The organism is Streptomyces sp. NPDC007095 (assembly GCF_040634475.1).
GTDB lineage: Bacteria > Actinomycetota > Actinomycetes > Streptomycetales > Streptomycetaceae > Streptomyces.
In genome coordinates, this window is record NZ_JBEYFS010000032.1 from 34105 (window position 1) to 52390 (window position 18286).

Sequence of the window (18286 nt, forward strand, 5' to 3'; positions counted from 1 at the left end):
GCGCGCCGACCTGACCTCAAGGGAGGCCGACCGTACCCGTTTGGCGTGAATGGCGCTGTTGCTCCCGGGCTTTGAGATGAGTAAGCGTTCTCTGTCATGGAACGCGACCGGAGCCCCGCAGCCCTCCCCACCTCCCGTCCCTCCCCGCTTTCCCCGCTTTCTTCGCTCCCCCCACTCTCTCGTCTCTCCCGTCGTCAACTCCTCGCCGCGGCTGGCGTCGCGGGTGTCGTGGGCGTCTCCTCCACCGCCCTTGTCCCCGCTGCGGCCGCGGCGAGCAGTCGCGCCACGCCCTCACTGTCGTTCTCGGAGGCCACCAACGGCGCGGCCACGCTCTCGCCGGCCGGTGACCGGCTGATCGTCGAGATCCAGCATGTGCTGTGGTCGCTCCCGCGCGCCGGCGGCCGTGCCGTGCCCCTCACCCCGGCCGGCCTGGAACCCAGCCGGCCCACGCACTCCCCGGACGGCAAGCTCGTCGCGTTCTGCGCGTACCAGGGCGGCGGCTACCACCTGTGGACCATGCGCCCCGACGGATCGGACGTACGACAGCGCACCGACGGTCCCTGGGACGACCGCGCCCCGGCCTGGTCCCCGGACGGCACCCGGATCGCCTTCGCCTCCGAGCGCGGTGGCGACCCGGTCGAGGGCAGCCCGTACCGCATCCACGTCCTGGACCTGGCAAGCGGCGAACTGACCCGCGTCACCGGGCTCACCGGTCAGGACGGCCCACTGCAGGACGGCCCCTGGGAGGACTTCGACCCCACCTGGTCTCCGGACGGCAAGCGCGTCCTCTTCGTCCGCGCGAAGGCCGTCAGCCTGCCCACGGGGCCCGGCCTCGAAGCCCGCACCATCGCCGCGGTACCGGCCGGCGCCGTGGGCCCGGTCGTCGTCGAGCACACGGAGACCACGGCCGCGCAGGTCATGACCCCGGCCCTGGCTCCCGACGGCCGCCGCCTCGCGTACCTGCGCGTCACCGCTGCCCCGAACGCCTCCTGCACCCTCGTCGTCGACGGCACGCCCGTCGCGCTCGCCGGAGACCTCGCACCCGTGCCGCCACGCTGGACCGCGGCGGGGGAGCTGCTCCTCACCGTGGACGGCCGCTTCACCCTCGTACGACCGGAGAAGCCGGCGCGGACCGAGCCGATCCCCTTCCAGGGCGAACTGCCGGTGGACCGGCCCCGGTACCGGATCAAGGAGTACGACCTCGGCGAGGCTCGGGTGCGACCGGTGCGGGGCATCCACCTGCCCGCGCTGTCCCCCGACGGACGGCGGATCGCCTTCGCCGCCCTCAACTCGCTCTGGCTCGCCGGAACGTCGGGCGGGCACCCGCCCGAGCGACTGCGGAAGTCCGGGCCCACCCGCTATCTGCTCGCACCGGTCTGGGCGCGCGACGGACGGTCCCTCCTGTACACCGACGACCGCGACGGACTGCTCGGCGTGTACCGGCGCGATCTCGCCACCGGCGAGGAGACCGCGCTCACCACGGGCGGGCGCGTCCATCCCGCGCTCTCGCCCGACGGGACGCGGCTCGCCTGTCTCGACATGACCGGAAGGCTCGTCCTGCGCGATCTGGGCAGCGGTGAGGAACGCGTCCTGGTGACGCCGCTCGGCGGCGGCGGACTGCCCGGCCGCCCCAGTTGGTCACCCGACGGCAGATACGTCGCGCTGTGCGACCGTAACCGCCTGAATCTCCGCTTCCGCGAGGGCTACAACGTCATCCGGATCGTCGACACCACCACAGGCACCGACCGCCTCCACGCCGTCGCGCCCCACGTCTGCATCGCCGACCGCTACGACTCCGGACCCGTCTGGTCGCCCGACGGACGCTGGATGGCGGTCGTCGTCGAGTCCGCGCTGTGCCTGCTGCCCGTCGCCCCCGACGGCACCCCGGCCGGTGCCCCGCGCACCCTCGCCACCGAACCCGCCGACCACCCCTCCTGGTCCGGCGACTCGAAGACCCTCCTGTACCTCTCTGCGGGCCGCCTGCGGCTCATAGGCATCGACGGGGGCGAGAGCCGCACCGTCCGGGTCCCGCTCGACCAGCACAGGACCGCCCCCGCCGACACGGTGGTGCACGCCGGGCGCCTGTGGGACGGCACCGGCGAGTCGGTCAGGGACGACGTGGACATCGTCGTACGCGGCGGACGCGTCGCCGAAGTCGCGCCGCACCGGGCCCGCGGCCGTAGCGCCCTCAACAGGATCGACGCCTCGAACCGCACCGTGATCCCCGGGCTGTGGGACACCCACACCCACCCCTGGCAGAGCACCTACGGAGGCCGCCAGACCGTCGGACAACTGACGTACGGGATCACCACGGCCGTCTCCCTGGGCGGATTCGCCTACGAGCAGGCCCGCATCCGCGAGGCGGTGGCCGTCGGTCAGCTCGCCGGACCCCGGCTGCTGACGACCGGCGAACTGCTCGACGGCTCGCGGGTCGCCTACAGCATGGGGCGCGCCCACCGCACGAAAGACGGTCTGCGCAGGTCGCTGGAGCGGGGTGCCGCCCTCGACTGGGACTTCGTCAAGACCTATGTCCGGGCACCGAGTTGGGTGATGGAGGAGGCCGCGCGGTTCGCGCACGAACGGCTCGGGGTGCGCTCGGGAAGCCATCTCCTGTCACCCGGCGTCCAGAGCCGACAGGATCTGACGACCCATCTGCTGGCCACTCAGCGCGGGGAGTTCGGACACGCCCTGACCGCGACCGGGCGGGCGTACGAGGACGTCCTGGAGATCTACACCGGGCAGGGCCTCAACTTCGCCCTCGTCGCCACGCCGTTCACCTCCGCGCCGCTGCTCGGCGCCGATCCGGGGCTCGCCGAGGACCCACGTGTCACCGTCGTCATGCCCCCGTGGGACTCCGCCGCCGTACGGCAATCCGCGGGTGTGCCGCCCACCGCGGCCCAACTGGCCACCCTGCGCACCGAGACGGACGTCTACCGGCGGGTGCTGGCCGCGGGCGGTCTCGTCGCGCTCGGCACGGACCAGCCCCTCGTACCGGTCGGGCTCTCCCTTCACCTGGGCCTGCGCGCCCTGCACCGCGGCGGACTGTCCCCGGCAGGGGCGCTGCGCACCGCGACCGTCCTGCCGGCCCGCCTCTTCGGTCTCGACGGCGACCTCGGCACCGTACAGCCGGGGAAACTCGCCGATCTCACGGTGGTGGACGGCGATCCCTTCGAGGACTTCGACACCCTCGTCCGCACCGTGTCGGTGCTGAGGGGCGGAACGCCGTACGTGACGGAGGACCTGGTGGCCGCTTTCGAGCCGCCGTCGAAGGTCTCGGCATCGGAGCGCTGGCGCGCCGTGACCGAGGACGACTGGCTCGAAGTGGGGCGGCTGATGCGCAGGGACGGCTGTTGCGGCACGGGTTCACTGTGATCCGCCCCTGAAGGTCCGCAGGAAGGTGGCCAGGGCCGCCTGGTTGGCGGTGGTGTCCCAGTCGGCGGCCGGGGTCGTCCACCTGAGGGAGAAGCCCTCGTGGTCACCGATGAGGAAGCCACGCCCGAACGTGCGCTCACGGACGTTGTCGTTCGTCGACAGCCACTCCATGTCCGCGCCCTTGTAGCCCTGGTAGGTGACGGCGCGGATGTCACCCAGCCGCTCGTAGGCGATGGAGTCGCCGCGCAGCGAGGTGTCCACCTCGCGCCAGACCGCGACGGGGTCCGAGGTGAGCTGGGTGCTGTAGGTGACGACCAGCGTGCGCGGGTCTCCGCTCGCGCCGAGCGTGACCCGGTAGGAGCCGTCGGCGGAGTTCTCGGTCCGCACCGGCTTCCAGCCCTTGGGCAGCTCGACGGAGAAGCCCTGGGGCGCGGTGTAGCGGAAGAAACCGGACGGCGGATCCTCGGTGACGGTGTGGGACGGCGAAGGGGAGGCGGAAGCGGACGAGGAAGAAGAAGGGGCGGGGGACGTCGACGGGGCCTGCTGGGGAACAGAGCTGCTGGGCGAAGCGCTCGGCGTGGGGGACGGTTTGGCGGAAACCGTAGGTGACGGCGCGGGGCCGGACACGGAGGTGCCGCGCTCGGACAGCCCGCCGACCGCGGTGAGCCCGGCGAAGCAGACGACCGTCACGGCCAGCGCTCCGCCCAGCAGTACCGGGCGGCTGAGGGGCACCTTGCCCCACACCCGCCCCGCAGGCGGGGCGTCGAGGTCCCGGAAGACCGGCAGGGTCTCGGTGGGCATCGAGTCCTCGTCGAGTTCCGCCTTGAGAATGCGCGTGAGCGCCTCCCGCACGACCGACTCGGGCACCCGCTCCACCGGATCCCTGCGCAGGAGCCCCTGAATGGCCGGACTGAGCGGCCCGGCGCTCAACGGGGCCCGGATGGGCAGCCGTTGCACGGCGCGGAACGTCGCTTCGATCCCTCCCCGGTCCCGGATGGCCGGCCGGCCCTCGACCATCTCGTACATGATCGAGCCCAGCGCCCACAGGTCCGTGGCCGGTCCACCGCCCTCGCCACGGGCCTGCTCGGGTGAGGCGTACGACGGTGCCGTGACGCGCGGGGACGCGCTGGCCCCCATCAGCCCGAAGCCGGCCACCGTGACCCCGCCCCGCTCCGAGACCCACACCTGGCCGGGGCTGAGGTCGCCGTGTGCGATCCCTTCCTGATGGGCCGCGCCCAGGATGTCGAGGACGCCGAGCCCGATTTGGGCCGCGCGGACATAGCCCACCGGGCCGTGTCCGAGGAGCGCGTTCAGCGGAACGCCCTCCGGCCGTGCGGTGACCGTCCACAGGAAATCGTGGTCCTCGACGACGTCGACGACGACGGACACCCGCCCGGGGCAGACCAGCCCGAGAGCCTCCGACTCCCGGGTGATCCGGACCGCGGTGCGCAGCTCCGCCTCCTCACGGAGATGGGCCGGGAGCCGGGAGCGGGTCACGGTGACCGGCCGCTCTGACTCGACGTCCTGACCGTGCCAGCCGTCACGCCCTTCCTCGTGGTGGACGACCTCCAGCAGTCGGTATCTTCCGGCGACCAACTCATCCGTGGAGACTTGCACCTTGACCATGGTCATCCCTCGCTGCGCACCGGACTTTCACCTTTCCCGGTTGTACGGCGGGTGTGACGTTGTGTGTTCAAAGGCGGGCGATTCCGGGGCCCCGTTTTCCGGAATTCTTTGCGCGTAGCGCACTAGTGCGAAGAATTCAGGCCTCGCCCCGCCGCGGTTCATCTCACGGTGCCGTCGTGGACATCGGGCCGGTGTCCTTGCCGATGTACGACTCGGCGAAGGTGGCCGCCGCCGCGGGTGAGCCGAGGATCCGTCGGAGGCGGGCTCGCGCGGCACCCGCCCGGAACGGATCGCCCGAGGACGGTCCGTGCAGCAACTCCGCGAACCACTGGGAGAATTCCTGGTACTCCCACACCCGCCGCAGACAGGCCGCCGAGTAGCCGCGCAGTCCGTCGGCGTCCCCCCTCAGGTAGTGGGCGACGAGCGCGTCGGCCAGCAACAGGGCGTCGTGCAGCGCGAGGTTCATGCCCTTCGCGGCGATCGGCGCGACGAGGTGTGCGGAGTCGCCGGCCAGGAACAGCCGACCGTACGTCATCGGCTCCACGACGTAGCTGTGCATGTCGAGGACGCGTTTCTCGATCAGCGGCCCCTCGGTGAGCGGTGGGGCTCCGGCGGCCGACAGCCGGGCGTGGAGCTCCGACCACACGCGGTCGTGCGACCAGTTCTCCGGGTCCTCGCCGGGCGCCACCTCCAGGTAGTAGCGGGTGACTTCGGGGCTGCGGGCCATGTGGGCGCCGAATCCGCGCGGGTGGACACCGAAGACGACGCAGTCGCTGGACGGCGGTGCCTCGGCGAGCAGCGCCAGCCAGCCGACCCCGTAGTCGTACCGGGCCACCGTGCCCCGGTCCGGGGTCACATGGGTGCGGGTCACTCCGCGCGCGCCGTCGCAGCCGGCGACGATGTCGCAGTCGATCCGCCGGCGCTCACCGGTCTCCGGATCGGTGTAGAGCACCGCCGGCCGGTCGCCGTCGATGCCGTGGAGGGCCACGTCACGCACGCCGAAAAGGATCTCGCCGCCCTTCACGTCGGCGTACTCGTGCAGCAGGTCCGTCACCAGCAGCGGCTGCGGATAGACGAAGTGCCGGTCCCCGGTCAGCGCGGCGTACCGGAAGCGGTGGCGCTCGCCGTCGATCCGGAACTCGCACTCGCTGTGCGCCTGCGCTCGCTCCACCAGCCCTTCGGCCAGCCCCCGTTGACGCAGCGCCCGCACCGCCCACTCCTCGATGAAGCCGGCGCGGGGCCGCTGTTCGACGAACTCCCGGCTCTCGGTCTCCAGGACCAGGCAGTCGACGGACGCGGCCCGCAGGATGTTGGCGACGGTGAGCCCGGCCGGTCCCGCACCGATGATGACGACGGGGACGCGCGGCGCCGGCGCGGATGTGGGGGAGGGGTTGATCATTCCGGCATTATGGCGGCGATCCGACAAGCCCTCACACCGCCTGCGCAACCCTCTGACACGGCTTGCACAACCCCTCCGTCCCAGGCCGCGCCGATGTGCCGCGGCGTCCCCGGGCGTGACTCAGACGCGCGCCACGAACTCCCAACTCCCGTGCGGTACCGCGTACACGACGAATCCCGGCTCCGAGCGCAGCCACCTCGCACCGTCCGGCGACGCGACGGCCGAGCGGTCGGCCGCCGGCACGTGCACCTCTGCCGCCGCCCCGACCGGCACTCCCACCGACAGCCGGGTCGTCCCGTCCACGACGGACCACGCGGCCGACGCCAGGCCGCGCACGGTCCGCACCGAGGTACGGGCCCAGTCCACGCCCGTACGGCCGTCCGGGCGGACCGTGAAGGTGCGGTAACCCGCGTCGCCGGGGCGCAGGCCCGCCACGTTCTCGTAGAGCCACTGCACCACGGTGCCCAGGAAGTAGTGGTCCCGGGAGCGGGAGTCGAGCGGCCACATCTCCCACATGGTGTCGGCACCGTTGTCGAACCAGTACCCCCAGCCGGGGTAGGTGCGCTGGGTGGCGAGGGCGTGGGCCACCTCGGGATGCCCCTGGGCCGAGAGCTCGCGCAGGAGCACGCTGGTGCCCAGCGCCCCCGTGTTGAGGTGGTTGCCACGCCGTGCGATGTCGGCCAGGAGCGAGTCGACGACGCTCGCCCGGGCGCCGGCCGGGACGAGCCCGAAGGCCAGCGGGACGCAGTTGCTGGTCTGGCGGTAGTCGGGGTCCTTCGCCGTGCGGTAGTGGCCGTCCGCGCCGAGGAACGCCGTGTTGAACGCCTCCTTGAGCGCTTCGGCCGTCTTGCGGTAGCGGGCCGCCACCTCGGTGTCGCGCAGCAGGTCGGCCAGTTCCGCGGTTCCGGTGAGCGCGCGGTGCAGATAGGCGGTGGCGGTCAGCCTGGTGTCCTCGGGCGGGTTGCCGCCGTAGCCCGGCGGCAGCCAGTCGCCGAGGGCGGTCACCGCCAGCCCGTCCTGGAGACGCCCGATCTCCCAGTCCAGGTAGCGGATGAGCGGCGCCCAGTGGTCACGGGCGAGCCGCTCGTCCCCGTACACGCGGTACATCTCCCGCAGCAGGAAGGGGTACACCGTCGTCCACTCCGGAGCGGGGGCCAGATCGTGGTAGCCCCAGCCTCCGCTCGGCACGATCACCGGCAGCTGCCCTTCGGCGTTCTGACTGTCCCTCAGGTCACCCAGCCACTTCGTCAGAAAGCGGTGCACACCGAAGGCGTACGCCATCACCGGCGTCCCGAGCTGCGCGTCGCCGGTCCAGCCGTTCTTCTCGTACACGGGAGTGTCCGTCGGAATGCCGTGGAGGTTGTTGAGGACGGTGCGGCGCATCGCCCCGTCCAACTTCTCGTAGAACGGCTCGGAGCAGGAGAACGTGCTCGTCGACGCCACCCGCGTGTGCACGACCCGGCCGAGCACCTGCTCGGGCTCCGGCTTCGCGGGCAGCCCGCTGACCTGGACGTAACGGAAGCCCTTGTACGAGAACCTGGGCTCCCACACCTCGTCCGCACCGCCGCCCGCACACACGTACTCGTCCGTCTGGCAGCGGCCCGGCACCAGGTCGTTGCGGGCGATCACACTGCCGTCGGAGTTCAGCCGCTCCCCGTGGGCCAGCCGGACGGTCGTCCCCGCCTCTGCGCGCACGGTCAGCCGGGTCCAGCCCGAGAGCGTCCGCCCCATGTCGACGACGTACACGCCCTGGCTCAACTCACTGATGTCCACCGGGCGTACGGTCTGAGCCACCTCGATCGGGTCGTGCCCTTGAGCGTGCAGGGTGCCCTTGGGCGCGGTCTGCCGCTGGGCCTCCTGCCAGGAGCGGTCGTCGAAGCCGGGGCGTGACCAGCCCCGGGGTGCCTTGCGGGCGTCGTAGGTCTCGCCCGCGTAGAGGGAGTTGGAGAGGGTCGGTCCGTCGGTGATCCGCCAGGTGCCGTCCGTGGCGACGGTGGTGCGCGAGCCGTCCGGATGGTCGACCTCCAGCTGCGCCAGCAGCCGGGGTTCACCGTGCCAGGGCGCTCGGTTCCAGTTCCACGCGGTGGGGGTGGTCAGGCCGAAGAAGCCGCGCCCGAGCGTCACCCCGATCGCGTTGGCACCGCGCCGGACGCGGTCCGTGACGTCGTGCACCGCGTAGAGCACCGTCTCGTCGTAGTCCGTGAAGCCGGGGTCGAGGACCTGACGGCCGACGCGGATGCCGTTGATCTCGGCCTCGTAGTAGGCGAGTCCGCTGATGTGGAGGCGGGCGCGCACGACGTCCTTCGGGACGCTGAACGTCCGGCGCAGCAGGGGAGCGGGCTGTTCCGGGACACCGACGGAGACCCCGGTGCCCCAGGGGCCCTGGCCCCAGGGCGCGAGCACGGCGGCCCCGGACCAGCCCGTGTCGTCGAAGTCGGGCCGCTGCCAGCCCTGTTGCTCACTGTCGGCGCAGCGCCAGCCGTCGCCGGTGACGAGCTCGACCGTGTCGCCGGACGTGGTCTCCACGATCAGGCGGAGCAGGAGCCCGCCCGGATTGGCGGACCCGTTGTCGCGGTTGGTCGCGACTGCGGCGACCACGATCCGCCCGCCGCTCACCCCGCGCACCTGCTCGGTGACCTCGGCGAGATGCCCGGTGCGCCAGGCGTCCGTCTGCTGGGGCTGATACAGGATCTGCTGTCCGTCGACGTAGAGCGTGAAGTCGTCGTCGGCCGTGGCCACCAGTCTCGCCCTGCGCACCTCAGTGCCGGTGGGGAGCGTGGTCGCGGTACGGAACCAACGGGGCCCGACGGGGGCGGAACCGGTGGTCGAGCCGGGCGACCAGATCCAGGACGCCCCGTCGAAGCCGGGCGGTTCGGGAAGGGCCGCCGCCCCGATCCAGAACCCCTGCCAGCCGTCCTTTGGCAACGTTGTCTCCCACCAGCGCGGGGTGCTCCACGCCGACGGGCGGCCGTCACCGTCCCAGACCCTGACCTGCCAGTGGTAGCGGGTACGGGGCCGCAGTGCGGGCCCCGCGTAGGCGATGCCGACGGTGCGGTCCGACTCGACGCGCCCCGAGTCCCAGACCGGACGGCGCCCCTCGCGCAGGTCCTTCTCGGTGAGTGCCACCCGTACCCGGTACGCCGACTGCCGCGCCCCCCGGCCCGGGGCGGCCAACTCCCAGGTAAGTCTGGGGTGTTCGACCTCGGTGCCGAGGAGCGTCTCGGCGTACTCGACGGTGGTGCGCTCGATGCGCAGCCCGCCCTCCGGCGGCGCGTCGGCGCTCGCTCCGGGGGCCGCGGAGGCGGTGTGGACGCCCCCGGACCCGAGTGCGACGGTGGCGCCCGGTCCGACGACGGAGCTGCGCAGGAAGACGCGGCGGTTCCAATCCTTGGCCATGTGTCGCCCCTCGATGGTGAAGTCGATGGTGAAGCGATGAATTGAAACGTTTCATTCCGGTGGTAACGATCCTACGCATCACGTCACTTCAGCCTCAAGAGTCCTGCACGCACCTCGTGGACAGACGGTGTCCGCCGACGGAAAGATGTCGAATGCCCACAGTGCCCCGCTCCATCACCGCCCGAGCCGCCCGGAGGCAGTCTTCATGAGCTCCCGTCCCCTGCCCGCCAGCACCCCCGCCGCCGAGGGGGTGGACGCCGCGGGCATTCACGCCTTCCTCGACGCCGTCGAGGCGGCGGCGGACATCGAACCGCACAGCCTGATGATCCTGCGCCACGGGCACCTCGTGGCCTCCGGCTGGTGGGCGCCGTACACACCCGACCGCCGCCACCTGCTCTACTCGCTCAGCAAGAGCTTCACGTCCACGGCCGCCGGATTCGCCGTCGCCGAAGGCCTGTTGCGCCTGGACGACCCCGTGATCTCGTACTTCCCCGAGTTCGAGGCCGACATCACGGATCCGCGCAGCCGCGCCATGCTCGTACGCCATGTGGCGGCCATGGCCAGCGGCCACATCGAAGAGACCTACGCGACCTCGATCCGCCGCGACCGCGACGAGATCGTACGGGGGTTCCTGCTCTTCCCGCCGGACCGGGATCCCGGGAGTGTCTTCGCCTACAACCAGCCCTGCACGTACACGCTCGCCGCGATCATCCAGCGCCTGACCGGCCAGTCGTTGACGGATTATCTGCGGCCCCGGCTGTTCGACCCGCTGGGCATCGGCGAGACGGCCTGGCTCCAGCGGCCGCCCGGGCGTGACCTCGGCTTCAGCGGTCTGCACGCCACGACGGACGCGATCGCCCGGCTCGGCCAGTTCTATTTGCAGGACGGTGTCTGGGAGGGGCGTCGGCTGCTTCCGTCCGCATGGATCGAGGAAGCGACCCGCGCGCACATCTCCACCGCGGACGGTACGCAGGAGGGCGCGCTGTCGGACTGGCAGCAGGGGTACGGCTACCAGTTCTGGAGGAGCAGGCACGGGTACCGCGGCGACGGCGCGTACGGGCAGTTCTGTCTCGTCCTGCCCGAGCACGACGCCGTGATCGCGACGACCGCGGCGGCCGAGGACATGCAGGGTCTGCTGAACCTGGTGTGGCGCCACCTCCTCCCGGCGTTCGGTGCCGAACCGCTCCCGGGCACGGCGGACGAGGGCGTGCGCCGCCGCCTCGCGGAGCTGGCCCTGCCACCGGTCGAGGCGAGCCCCGAGCCGCCCGCGCGGGGCGACGACTGGAGGAGCGCCGTGTTCGCGCCGGAGGACGGTGAGTGTCCGCAGCAGCGGACCCTCACGGGCGTCACGGTCACGGCCGACGCGGACGGGAAGGGCTGGGCCGTGTCGCTCGCGGAGGACGACGAGCTCATCGAGTTGCGGCTCGGCGCGACCGGTTGGACCGTCGACGCGGGCGGCCCGGCCACGGCGGTCAGCGGAGGCTGGACGGACCAGGACACCCTGCGCCTCGACGTGCTGTTCCTGGAGACGCCGCACCGACTGACCGTGACCTGTTCGCTGCCGGAGGGGACCTTCACCGTGCGCTGGCACACGACACCGATCCATGGCGGTCGGCTGCGCTCGCTCCGGGCGCCCGTGGGGGATCGGGTGTGACAGCCGAGGCGGCTGGGTTTCCGCCCGGGGCGGACAGTCGGGTGCCCATGTCCGGCAGGTCGTGGGCGGTGGGGTGACGGGCGGTCGAGGGGAGCGGTGTGCCGCTCGCCTCGGCGCCTAGGAGGGGGCGTTTCGGAGGGGGCGTCGCGGGACGCCGTGGCTGCGGTGCGCCGTGAACGCGCGGCTCGCGAGTGGCGGCCCGGACTGGGGCCTGTCCGGCGGATCATGGCGAAGACGCGGGATCCGGCACGCCCATCTGTGCTCATGAGGCGCCATTACGTCCCTCCGGCCTTGATCCGCCGCACTGGCCTTGACCCAGGACGTCTCCAGCGTGCCCACGGCCGCTCCACCAGCACCGGCAGGCCGCTCGTCCCGGTGGCGCCGCCGCGCACGCGGTGGACGGCGAACTCGCCGAGCGTCCTGCTGTGACCTGAAGTAGCGTGAGATTACCCGCGCCCGTCCGTCCGTGGCCCGCCGAGGCTCGGCAGGCGGATCCCGCCCGGCCGCCGGCCGACACCGCCACCGGAGTGAAGCAAGCCGGTCGGGTTCGTGGGTCGTCCGCGTGCGGCCCGCGCCTGTCGCCGGCCCCGTGACCACCTGCGGGCGGAGCGCTTCTAGATCAGACCGACTCTCCAAGGCAGGGATCCGGATGACTACCTATCACGTTGCGCAGGTGACCGCCCCCGGCGGTTCGTTCGAGGTCGTCGAGCGTGAGGTGCCGCAGCCGGGCCCCGGACACGTACGGGTCACCGTCGACGCCTGCGGGGTGTGTCACAGCGACACCCTCTTCGTGAACGCCGGCGTGCCCGGCGTGACGTTCCCGGTGGTCCCCGGGCATGAGGTCGCCGGTCGGATCGCGGAGCTCGGCGAGGGGACGCAGGACTGGGGCTGGCAGGTGGGCGACCGGGTGGCGGTGGGCTGGTTCGGCGGCGCGTGCGGCCACTGCACACCCTGTCGGCAGGGCGACTTCATCGTGTGCGAGAACCTGCAGGTCCCCGGATGGGCGTACGACGGTGGTTACGCCGAGACGGTGGTCGTGCCCGTGGACGCACTGGCGCGGATCCCCGACGGGCTGGGGGCCACCGACGCGGGGCCCCTGGCCTGCGCGGGGGTGACCGTGTACAACGGCATGCGGCGCAGCTCGGCGCGGCCGGGTGACCTGGTCGCCGTTCTCGGCATCGGCGGCCTGGGACACCTGGGGGTGAAGTACGCGGCCGCGATGGGTTTCGAGACCGTGGCCATCGCCCGGGGTGCCGACAAAGCCGACTTCGCCAAGCAGCTCGGCGCGCACCACTACATCGACAGCACGGCCGGCACTCCGGTCGCCGAGGCGCTTCAGTCCCTCGGGGGTGCGCAGGTCGTCCTGGCGACCGCGTCGAACTCCGCCGCGATCACCGCGACCGTGGACGGTCTGCGTCCCCGCGGTGAGCTGGTGGTCGTCGGCGTGGACATGGAGCCGCTCGGCATCAGCCCGGTCCAGCTGCTGATGGCGGGCAAGGCCGTCAGCGGGCACCCCAGCGGCACCTCGCAGGACATCCAGGACACCATGGAGTTCAGCGCCCTGCACGGCATCCGTCCGATGACCGAGGTCGTGACGCTGGGCGAGACCGACGAGGCGTACCGGAAGATGCTCTCCGGTGCCGCCCGCTTCCGGATGGTGCTCACCATGAGCTGACACGGCGGCTCGGCGGCTCGGCAGCCCGGGTGGCGTTCGGCGAAGTGGTCCAGGTCGCGGTGCCCGAGCGCAGGCCACGGATGAGTTCCCAGGTGTACGGGGCGTGCTCGAAAGCGTAGTTGCTGGATACGGGCACCGTGCCCGACGGCGGCATCGAGGCCGGGGATCGCATCCCGGTCCAGTTGGAGACCGGGGGCCATCACGAGGTGGTCGTAGCCGATAGCGCGGTGCACGGCGGTGGTGACGGTCCGCGCCTCGGGGTCGACGGCGGTGGCGGCCCCGCGGATCCAGTGCACCTGCCTGGGCACGGCGGAGGCTTCGGGGCGGCGGGTGACACCGAGTGGGGCCTGGCCGCCGCCGACCAGGGTCCACAGCGGCTGATACCGGTGGACGTCGGCCGGTTCGAGCACCGCGACGTCGCAGACGCCGACGCTCCGCAGGCGGGCCGCGACGGTGATGCCCGCGGTTCCACCTCCACGTCGAAGTGGACAAGCACACCCTGCAACACCCGCGGCACCGCAATGTATTCGCCCTCGGCGACGTCGCCAATCTGCCCACCTCCAAGACCGGCGCCGCCGTCCGCAATCCTGACCGTCATCGATGTGCGGACCCATGGTGAGTACGCCTCGGGCCACATTGCGGGCGCCCACAACATCCCCCTGGACCATCTGGACGCGGCCGTGACCGTCCTGAAGTCCGCCGCCGAGCGCGGTGACCTCGTCATGGTGTGCGCCTCCGGCGCCCGCTCCGCGCAGGCCTGCGCCACCCGCATCGCACACAACGTCCCCGCCGCCACCCTCACCGGCGGCATCATCGCCTGGAGCCGGCACGGACACGACTTGCACCGCCCCGCCGACGCCCGCGGCGTCTGGCCCATGGGCCGTCAGGTCCGCTTCGTCGCCGGGTCCCTGATCCTCGCCGGACTCGCGGTCGGACAGCGCCGGGCGGCCGCCCGCTGGTTGTCCGTCGGCGTCGCCGGAGGCCTGGTCTGCTCGGCCGTCAGCGGCAGCTGCGCCATGGCCCGCGTTCTGGCCGAGCTCCCGCTCAACCAGCCCCGTTCCGTCGACCTCGACGCCACCCTCGCCGCACTGGCCACAATGGGGCAGTAGTAGTCGAGAAACGATGCCGTCGCGCTCATCTCCGATCGCCAGCCGTCAGCCTCGGAGATACCCCCGTAGGCGCCTCGGCCGTCCGCATACGGTGCGGTCACGCGGCGGGACGGGCATCCCCGATCCCGCCGCACAGCCGACAATCAAGGGGAGGCGCTATGGCAAGTGTGGATGTGTCGCTGAAGGAAATGATGACCGCGGCCGAGGGGGCGTTGGGGGCGGCCGTCGTCGACTACACCAGCGGCATGGCGCTGGGCACGCTGGGCGGGGGCAAGGACCTCGACCTCATGATCGCTGCCGCCGGAAACACGGATGTGGTCCGCGCGAAGGTGCGGACCATGGAGCAACTGGGGCTCAAGAGCCGGATCGAAGACATCCTGATCACTCTCGAAACGCAGTACCACCTCATCCGACCGGTCGCCGGACGCGCCGGCAACGGTCTGTTCCTCTACCTCGTGCTCGACAAGGCGCGTTCGAACCTGGCGATGGCCCGCCACCAACTCAAGCGCGTTGAAGAGCAGTTGGAAGTCTAGGCCGACCGGATCCTCGGCCCGACGTGTGCCCACGATGTGAAGACTTCTTCAAGTCACCACATCAGCATCACCCCAACAAGTGGATGCGCACGGCCGTGAGCGAGAAGGATCGGCAGTGACGGACACATGGTGCGGCGGCGTCTTCCGGGTGTCGCCGCACCATGTGACGACCATCCCCACGCGGCAGGGAGCGAGCACCGATGCGGGTCCCCCTTTACCAGGCCAAGGCGGAGTTCTTCCGCATGCTGGGACATCCCGTGCGCATCAGGGTCCTCGAGCTGCTGCAACACGGCCCCGTCCCGGTGCGGGACCTGCTCGCCGACCTCGACATCGAGCCCTCGAGCCTGTCGCAGCAGTTGGCCGTCCTGCGTCGTTCCGGCATCGTGGTGTCCATTCGTGAGGGCTCCACCGTCAGCTACGCGCTGGCCGGCGGTGACGTCGCGGAGCTCCTGCGCGCGGCCCGCCGCATCCTCACGGAGCTGCTGGCCGGGCAGAACGAACTGCTGGTCGAACTCCGGCAGAACGACACGTCCCTGCCACCGGTGTCCTCCGGCGGCTGACCCTGTGCGGGGCTGTGGGCCGCGCCGCTCCGTCACCCCTTCGCGGGCGGCACACCGACCAGTTTCGTGAGGAACCGGTCGACCTGCTCCTCCAACGGGGGCCAGGGCAGCTCGGGTTGGCTGACGCGCAGTGACACCGCGCCATGGACGGCCGTCCGTAGACCCAGGGATACGGTCTCGGTATCGCCCCGCGGCGCCAGTCCGGCGTCCATGCAGCGACGGATCGCCGCGGTCGTCCGCGCGGCCATCTCCTCCTTGAAGGACATGTCCGTGCGCCGGTTGAGCGTGCGATCGTCGAGCTGGACCCGGTGTTCGCGGAGATGGCTGCCGCGAGCTTTCGACTCGCGGGCGAGGGCCCGGAACTGACGCCACGCGAGCGCAGCCTGGTTCAGCCTCGTCGCCGACGTGTGCGAACAGGTCCTCGGAATGCCGTACGAACTGCATGTGCGAGCCGCCCTGGACCAGGGCATCGACGCCGACGACCTGCGCGAACTGCTTCGCTTCATCTCCTACGACAGCGGATACCCGGCGGCACAGCCGCGCTGGTGCGACTGGCTGAGATCGAGCGCGAGCACGGCCTGCCCGGACCGACCGGCCAGGGCCACGAGGTGAACGCGGACGGCACGGGCAGTCCGCTTCCCGCGGCGATGCGCGCCCAGGTCCAAGCCCTCGACCCGGGTCTGGCCGACTACATGGACCTGCAGTCGCGCATGCGGGCCGACATGTCCCGCATCAGCGTCCGCGAACGGGCGTTCGCCACGATGGCGGTGGACGTCCTCTACCAGACCCTCCAGGAAAGCTTCCGCGCCCACGTCGGCCGCGCACTGGGCGCGGGGGCGACACCGGATGAGGTCCGCGCCGCCGTCCGCGTCACCGCGCCGTTCGGAATGACACGGACCTGGCGCGCCCTGAACGTCCTCGACGCGCTGCTCGCCGAGTGGGAGCAACAGGAGGGGAAACGGACGCCCGACGCCGCCTGACCGTCCTTCACCCGCACACGATGGCATTGGCGTTGCGCCGGCGCGGGACAGAGGTGCAACTCCCGGTCTGGGCGGTGTGGTTGGGATGGCCGGCGGCGCGACAGGGCTGTGACGCAGCTCACCAGGAAAGGGTGACAGGACGTTGTCGCGGACAGGGGCGACTGTCGACAGCATGACGATCACCGATGAGGACTGCCTCGCCGAGGCCCTGGCATTCAACAAGCAATTCGAGGCCACTGCCGCAAGCCGCCCGACTCGCGGGGAAACGCTGGACGCCACCGTGCTGGCAACCCTGCGGCGTAACCGGCTCGGTGGCAACACGCCACCGTTGAGACTGCCGCAGGGCCAGGACCATGTCGTTGCGGGCGGAGTGAACGTCCGGGCGTTCGTGCCGGACCGCGTCGACGGCGTATATCGGCGGTGAGCAGGCGCAGCCCCATGACCTGACCGAACTGTTGCTCGGCTCGGCCGCCGCCGGTGCAATGCGGCCCATGGCGCTGGCTTCACTCACACCCCCACCATGAGGAATCCGAGGACGACACCGACGCGGCGAACTTTTCCGGTCACACTGGCCTCGGTCACCACGGCGACTGTCACTACGGCTGCCGAGCGCGTCCAGGACCACGAGGTGGAGCGGCGGTACACGGTACGGAGACCCTCCGCATCAAACCGAACGCGCCATCCAGCCAAAGAAGACGGCGCCTGACGAGACTCGTGCAGGGTCGGCGCGCGCGGTCAGAACCAGTGCAGGCAGTGCGGGGAGCGCTCGGTGCGGAAGAGGGCGTCAGCGAGGGTGGCCGCGCCCGGGCGGTGGGCCTGGATGTGTCCGGCACGCACGAGCGTGCTCGGGGCGGTGCCGCCGAGGTAGACCGAGCCCAGGTCACTCACGTCCAGGGACAGGTCGGGCTCCCGGTCCGTCGGGACGCAGTCGGCCTTGCTGTCCCGGACGGTCAGCAGGTAGCGGCCGTGCTCGCCGAGAAACGGGTCGTCGACGTCGAGGACGAGCTCGCCGTCCATGAACCAGCCGCGCGCGGTCAGCGCACGCGGGACGTCCAGCAGCCGCACCCAGAGCCAGTCGGTGTCGCCGCTCACCTGACCGGCACGGAAGTCCGCAAACTGCCAGCGCAGCGGGTGCGTGGGCGGGAAGTGCTTGAACACGACCTGAGCGACCAGGTCGTGTCCGAGCACGAATCGGGCCAGGGCCGTGAAGACGGCGTCGTCGGTGGCGACGGTCTCATCGACCGTCAAGGTTTCGGGCTCGCCGACCGAATAGCTGGCGTACCCGTCCGGGACGCCGTCGGCGTCCCGGTGGACGGCGACGTAGCGCGGCGCCGGTGAGACCGGGGGCTGCCCCGCGCCCAAGGCCCACCAGCGATGCGGCCGGGACAACGCGCCGGGCTGTGCGCGGCGGTACCGGTCGTAGACCTCTTCCAGGATCTCGCCGCACTCGGCTCGCCGCAGCAGCTCGATCGTGCCGGTGTCCGAGCCGGTCGCTGGGGCGTCGGCCGTCCCGCGCGCCCGGGGGAGAGCGAGGGTGGCCTGGTGGCGCGTCACCGTCAGCCGCTGCGTGTAGGTCGCCGGTCCGTAGCCGAACCTGCGGTAGATCAGGGCCTCGGAGGCCAGCAGTACGGAGAGGAACTCCCCTCGGGCCCGCAGCTCGGTGAGCTGATGGCGCATCATCGCGCTGAGCACGCCCTGGCGTCGGTGCGAGGGCAGGACGCCGACGAAGCTCACCCCGGCGGCCGGGACGAGGATCTCACCGGGCAGGGTGAGCTCGAAGGAGTACGCACCGGCGGTGCCGACGGGCCGCCCGTCCGCCGTCATGGCGAGCAGGTTGCGGTCCATTTCGAGTGCCGACCACCAGACCCCGCCGCCGCCCTCGGCCGGGGTGTCCGGGAAGCGCCCGAACGCGGCATGGAGTGTGTCGACGAAGACGTCAAGGTCCTGGTCGGTTGTGGGACGGATCTCCATTGCTGCCACTG

14 protein-coding genes are annotated in these 18286 nt (G+C 71.5%); 9 read left to right on the plus strand and 5 right to left on the minus strand.

Going from position 1 to position 18286, the window contains the following annotated elements; genetic code table 11:
* Positions 1-96: 96 nt before the first annotated feature.
* On the plus strand, positions 97-3372 hold the full coding sequence (locus tag ABZ656_RS13840) for an amidohydrolase family protein (RefSeq protein ID WP_360267656.1): 3276 nt from the start codon (positions 97-99) through the stop codon (positions 3370-3372).
* Here the strand turns inward: ABZ656_RS13840 and ABZ656_RS13845 are convergent.
* The 3 genes from ABZ656_RS13845 to ABZ656_RS13855 form a co-directional block, all read right to left on the minus strand.
* Positions 3364-4998: a serine/threonine protein kinase gene (locus ABZ656_RS13845; RefSeq protein WP_360267659.1), complete on the minus strand. Its 1635-nt coding sequence runs from the start codon at positions 4996-4998 to the stop codon at positions 3364-3366. The two genes, ABZ656_RS13840 and ABZ656_RS13845, sit on opposite strands and share 9 nt — an antisense overlap.
* Positions 4999-5161: 163 nt before the next feature.
* Positions 5162-6397: a 4-hydroxybenzoate 3-monooxygenase gene (locus ABZ656_RS13850; protein ID WP_360267662.1), complete on the minus strand. Its 1236-nt coding sequence runs from the start codon at positions 6395-6397 to the stop codon at positions 5162-5164.
* Between the two features lie 120 nt (positions 6398-6517).
* Positions 6518-9793, minus strand: a complete 3276-nt coding sequence (locus ABZ656_RS13855) for a family 78 glycoside hydrolase catalytic domain (protein WP_360267665.1) — start codon at positions 9791-9793, stop codon at positions 6518-6520.
* A 205-nt stretch (positions 9794-9998) separates the two neighbouring features.
* Between ABZ656_RS13855 and ABZ656_RS13860 the strand changes: the two genes are divergently transcribed.
* The 5 genes from ABZ656_RS13860 to ABZ656_RS13880 all read left to right on the plus strand — a co-directional run bounded on the left by ABZ656_RS13860 (position 9999) and on the right by ABZ656_RS13880 (position 15324).
* The gene (locus tag ABZ656_RS13860; RefSeq protein ID WP_360267668.1) at positions 9999-11447 is read left to right on the plus strand and encodes a serine hydrolase domain-containing protein; all 1449 of its coding nucleotides are present in this window, start codon (positions 9999-10001) and stop codon (positions 11445-11447) included.
* 649 nt (positions 11448-12096) lie between these two features.
* On the plus strand, positions 12097-13122 hold the full coding sequence (locus ABZ656_RS13865; protein ID WP_101402867.1) for an alcohol dehydrogenase: 1026 nt from the start codon (positions 12097-12099) through the stop codon (positions 13120-13122).
* Between the two features lie 521 nt (positions 13123-13643).
* Entirely contained in the window at positions 13644-14231 is a 588-nt protein-coding gene (locus tag ABZ656_RS13870) for a rhodanese-like domain-containing protein (protein ID WP_101404030.1), read from the plus strand.
* Positions 14232-14389: 158 nt separating this feature from the next.
* Positions 14390-14764, plus strand: a complete 375-nt coding sequence (locus ABZ656_RS13875; protein WP_101402868.1) for a hypothetical protein — start codon at positions 14390-14392, stop codon at positions 14762-14764.
* A 200-nt stretch (positions 14765-14964) separates the two neighbouring features.
* Positions 14965-15324 carry a metalloregulator ArsR/SmtB family transcription factor gene (locus tag ABZ656_RS13880; RefSeq protein ID WP_060900065.1) on the plus strand — a complete coding sequence of 120 codons (360 nt, stop codon included), beginning with the start codon at positions 14965-14967 and terminating at the stop codon, positions 15322-15324.
* A gap of 32 nt (positions 15325-15356) precedes the next feature.
* Here ABZ656_RS13880 and ABZ656_RS13885 read toward each other — a convergent pair whose 3' ends face one another.
* On the minus strand, positions 15357-15830 hold the full coding sequence (locus tag ABZ656_RS13885) for a TetR-like C-terminal domain-containing protein (RefSeq protein ID WP_360267673.1): 474 nt from the start codon (positions 15828-15830) through the stop codon (positions 15357-15359).
* Here ABZ656_RS13885 and ABZ656_RS13890 point away from each other — a divergent pair.
* From ABZ656_RS13890 to ABZ656_RS13900, 3 genes are all read left to right on the plus strand, one after another.
* On the plus strand, positions 15751-15936 hold the full coding sequence (locus ABZ656_RS13890; RefSeq protein ID WP_360267676.1) for a hypothetical protein: 186 nt from the start codon (positions 15751-15753) through the stop codon (positions 15934-15936). The two genes, ABZ656_RS13885 and ABZ656_RS13890, sit on opposite strands and share 80 nt — an antisense overlap.
* Entirely contained in the window at positions 15870-16304 is a 435-nt protein-coding gene (locus ABZ656_RS13895; protein ID WP_360267679.1) for a carboxymuconolactone decarboxylase family protein, read from the plus strand. The genes ABZ656_RS13890 and ABZ656_RS13895 overlap by 67 nt, the downstream gene beginning before the upstream one ends.
* 172 nt (positions 16305-16476) lie before the next feature.
* On the plus strand, positions 16477-16728 hold the full coding sequence (locus tag ABZ656_RS13900; protein ID WP_360267682.1) for a hypothetical protein: 252 nt from the start codon (positions 16477-16479) through the stop codon (positions 16726-16728).
* A 311-nt stretch (positions 16729-17039) separates the two neighbouring features.
* Here the strand turns inward: ABZ656_RS13900 and ABZ656_RS13905 are convergent, their stop codons facing one another.
* Positions 17040-18275 (minus strand): GNAT family N-acetyltransferase, encoded by a 1236-nt coding sequence (locus tag ABZ656_RS13905; RefSeq protein ID WP_360267685.1) that lies wholly within the window; start codon positions 18273-18275, stop codon positions 17040-17042.
* Positions 18276-18286: the final 11 nt, after the last annotated feature.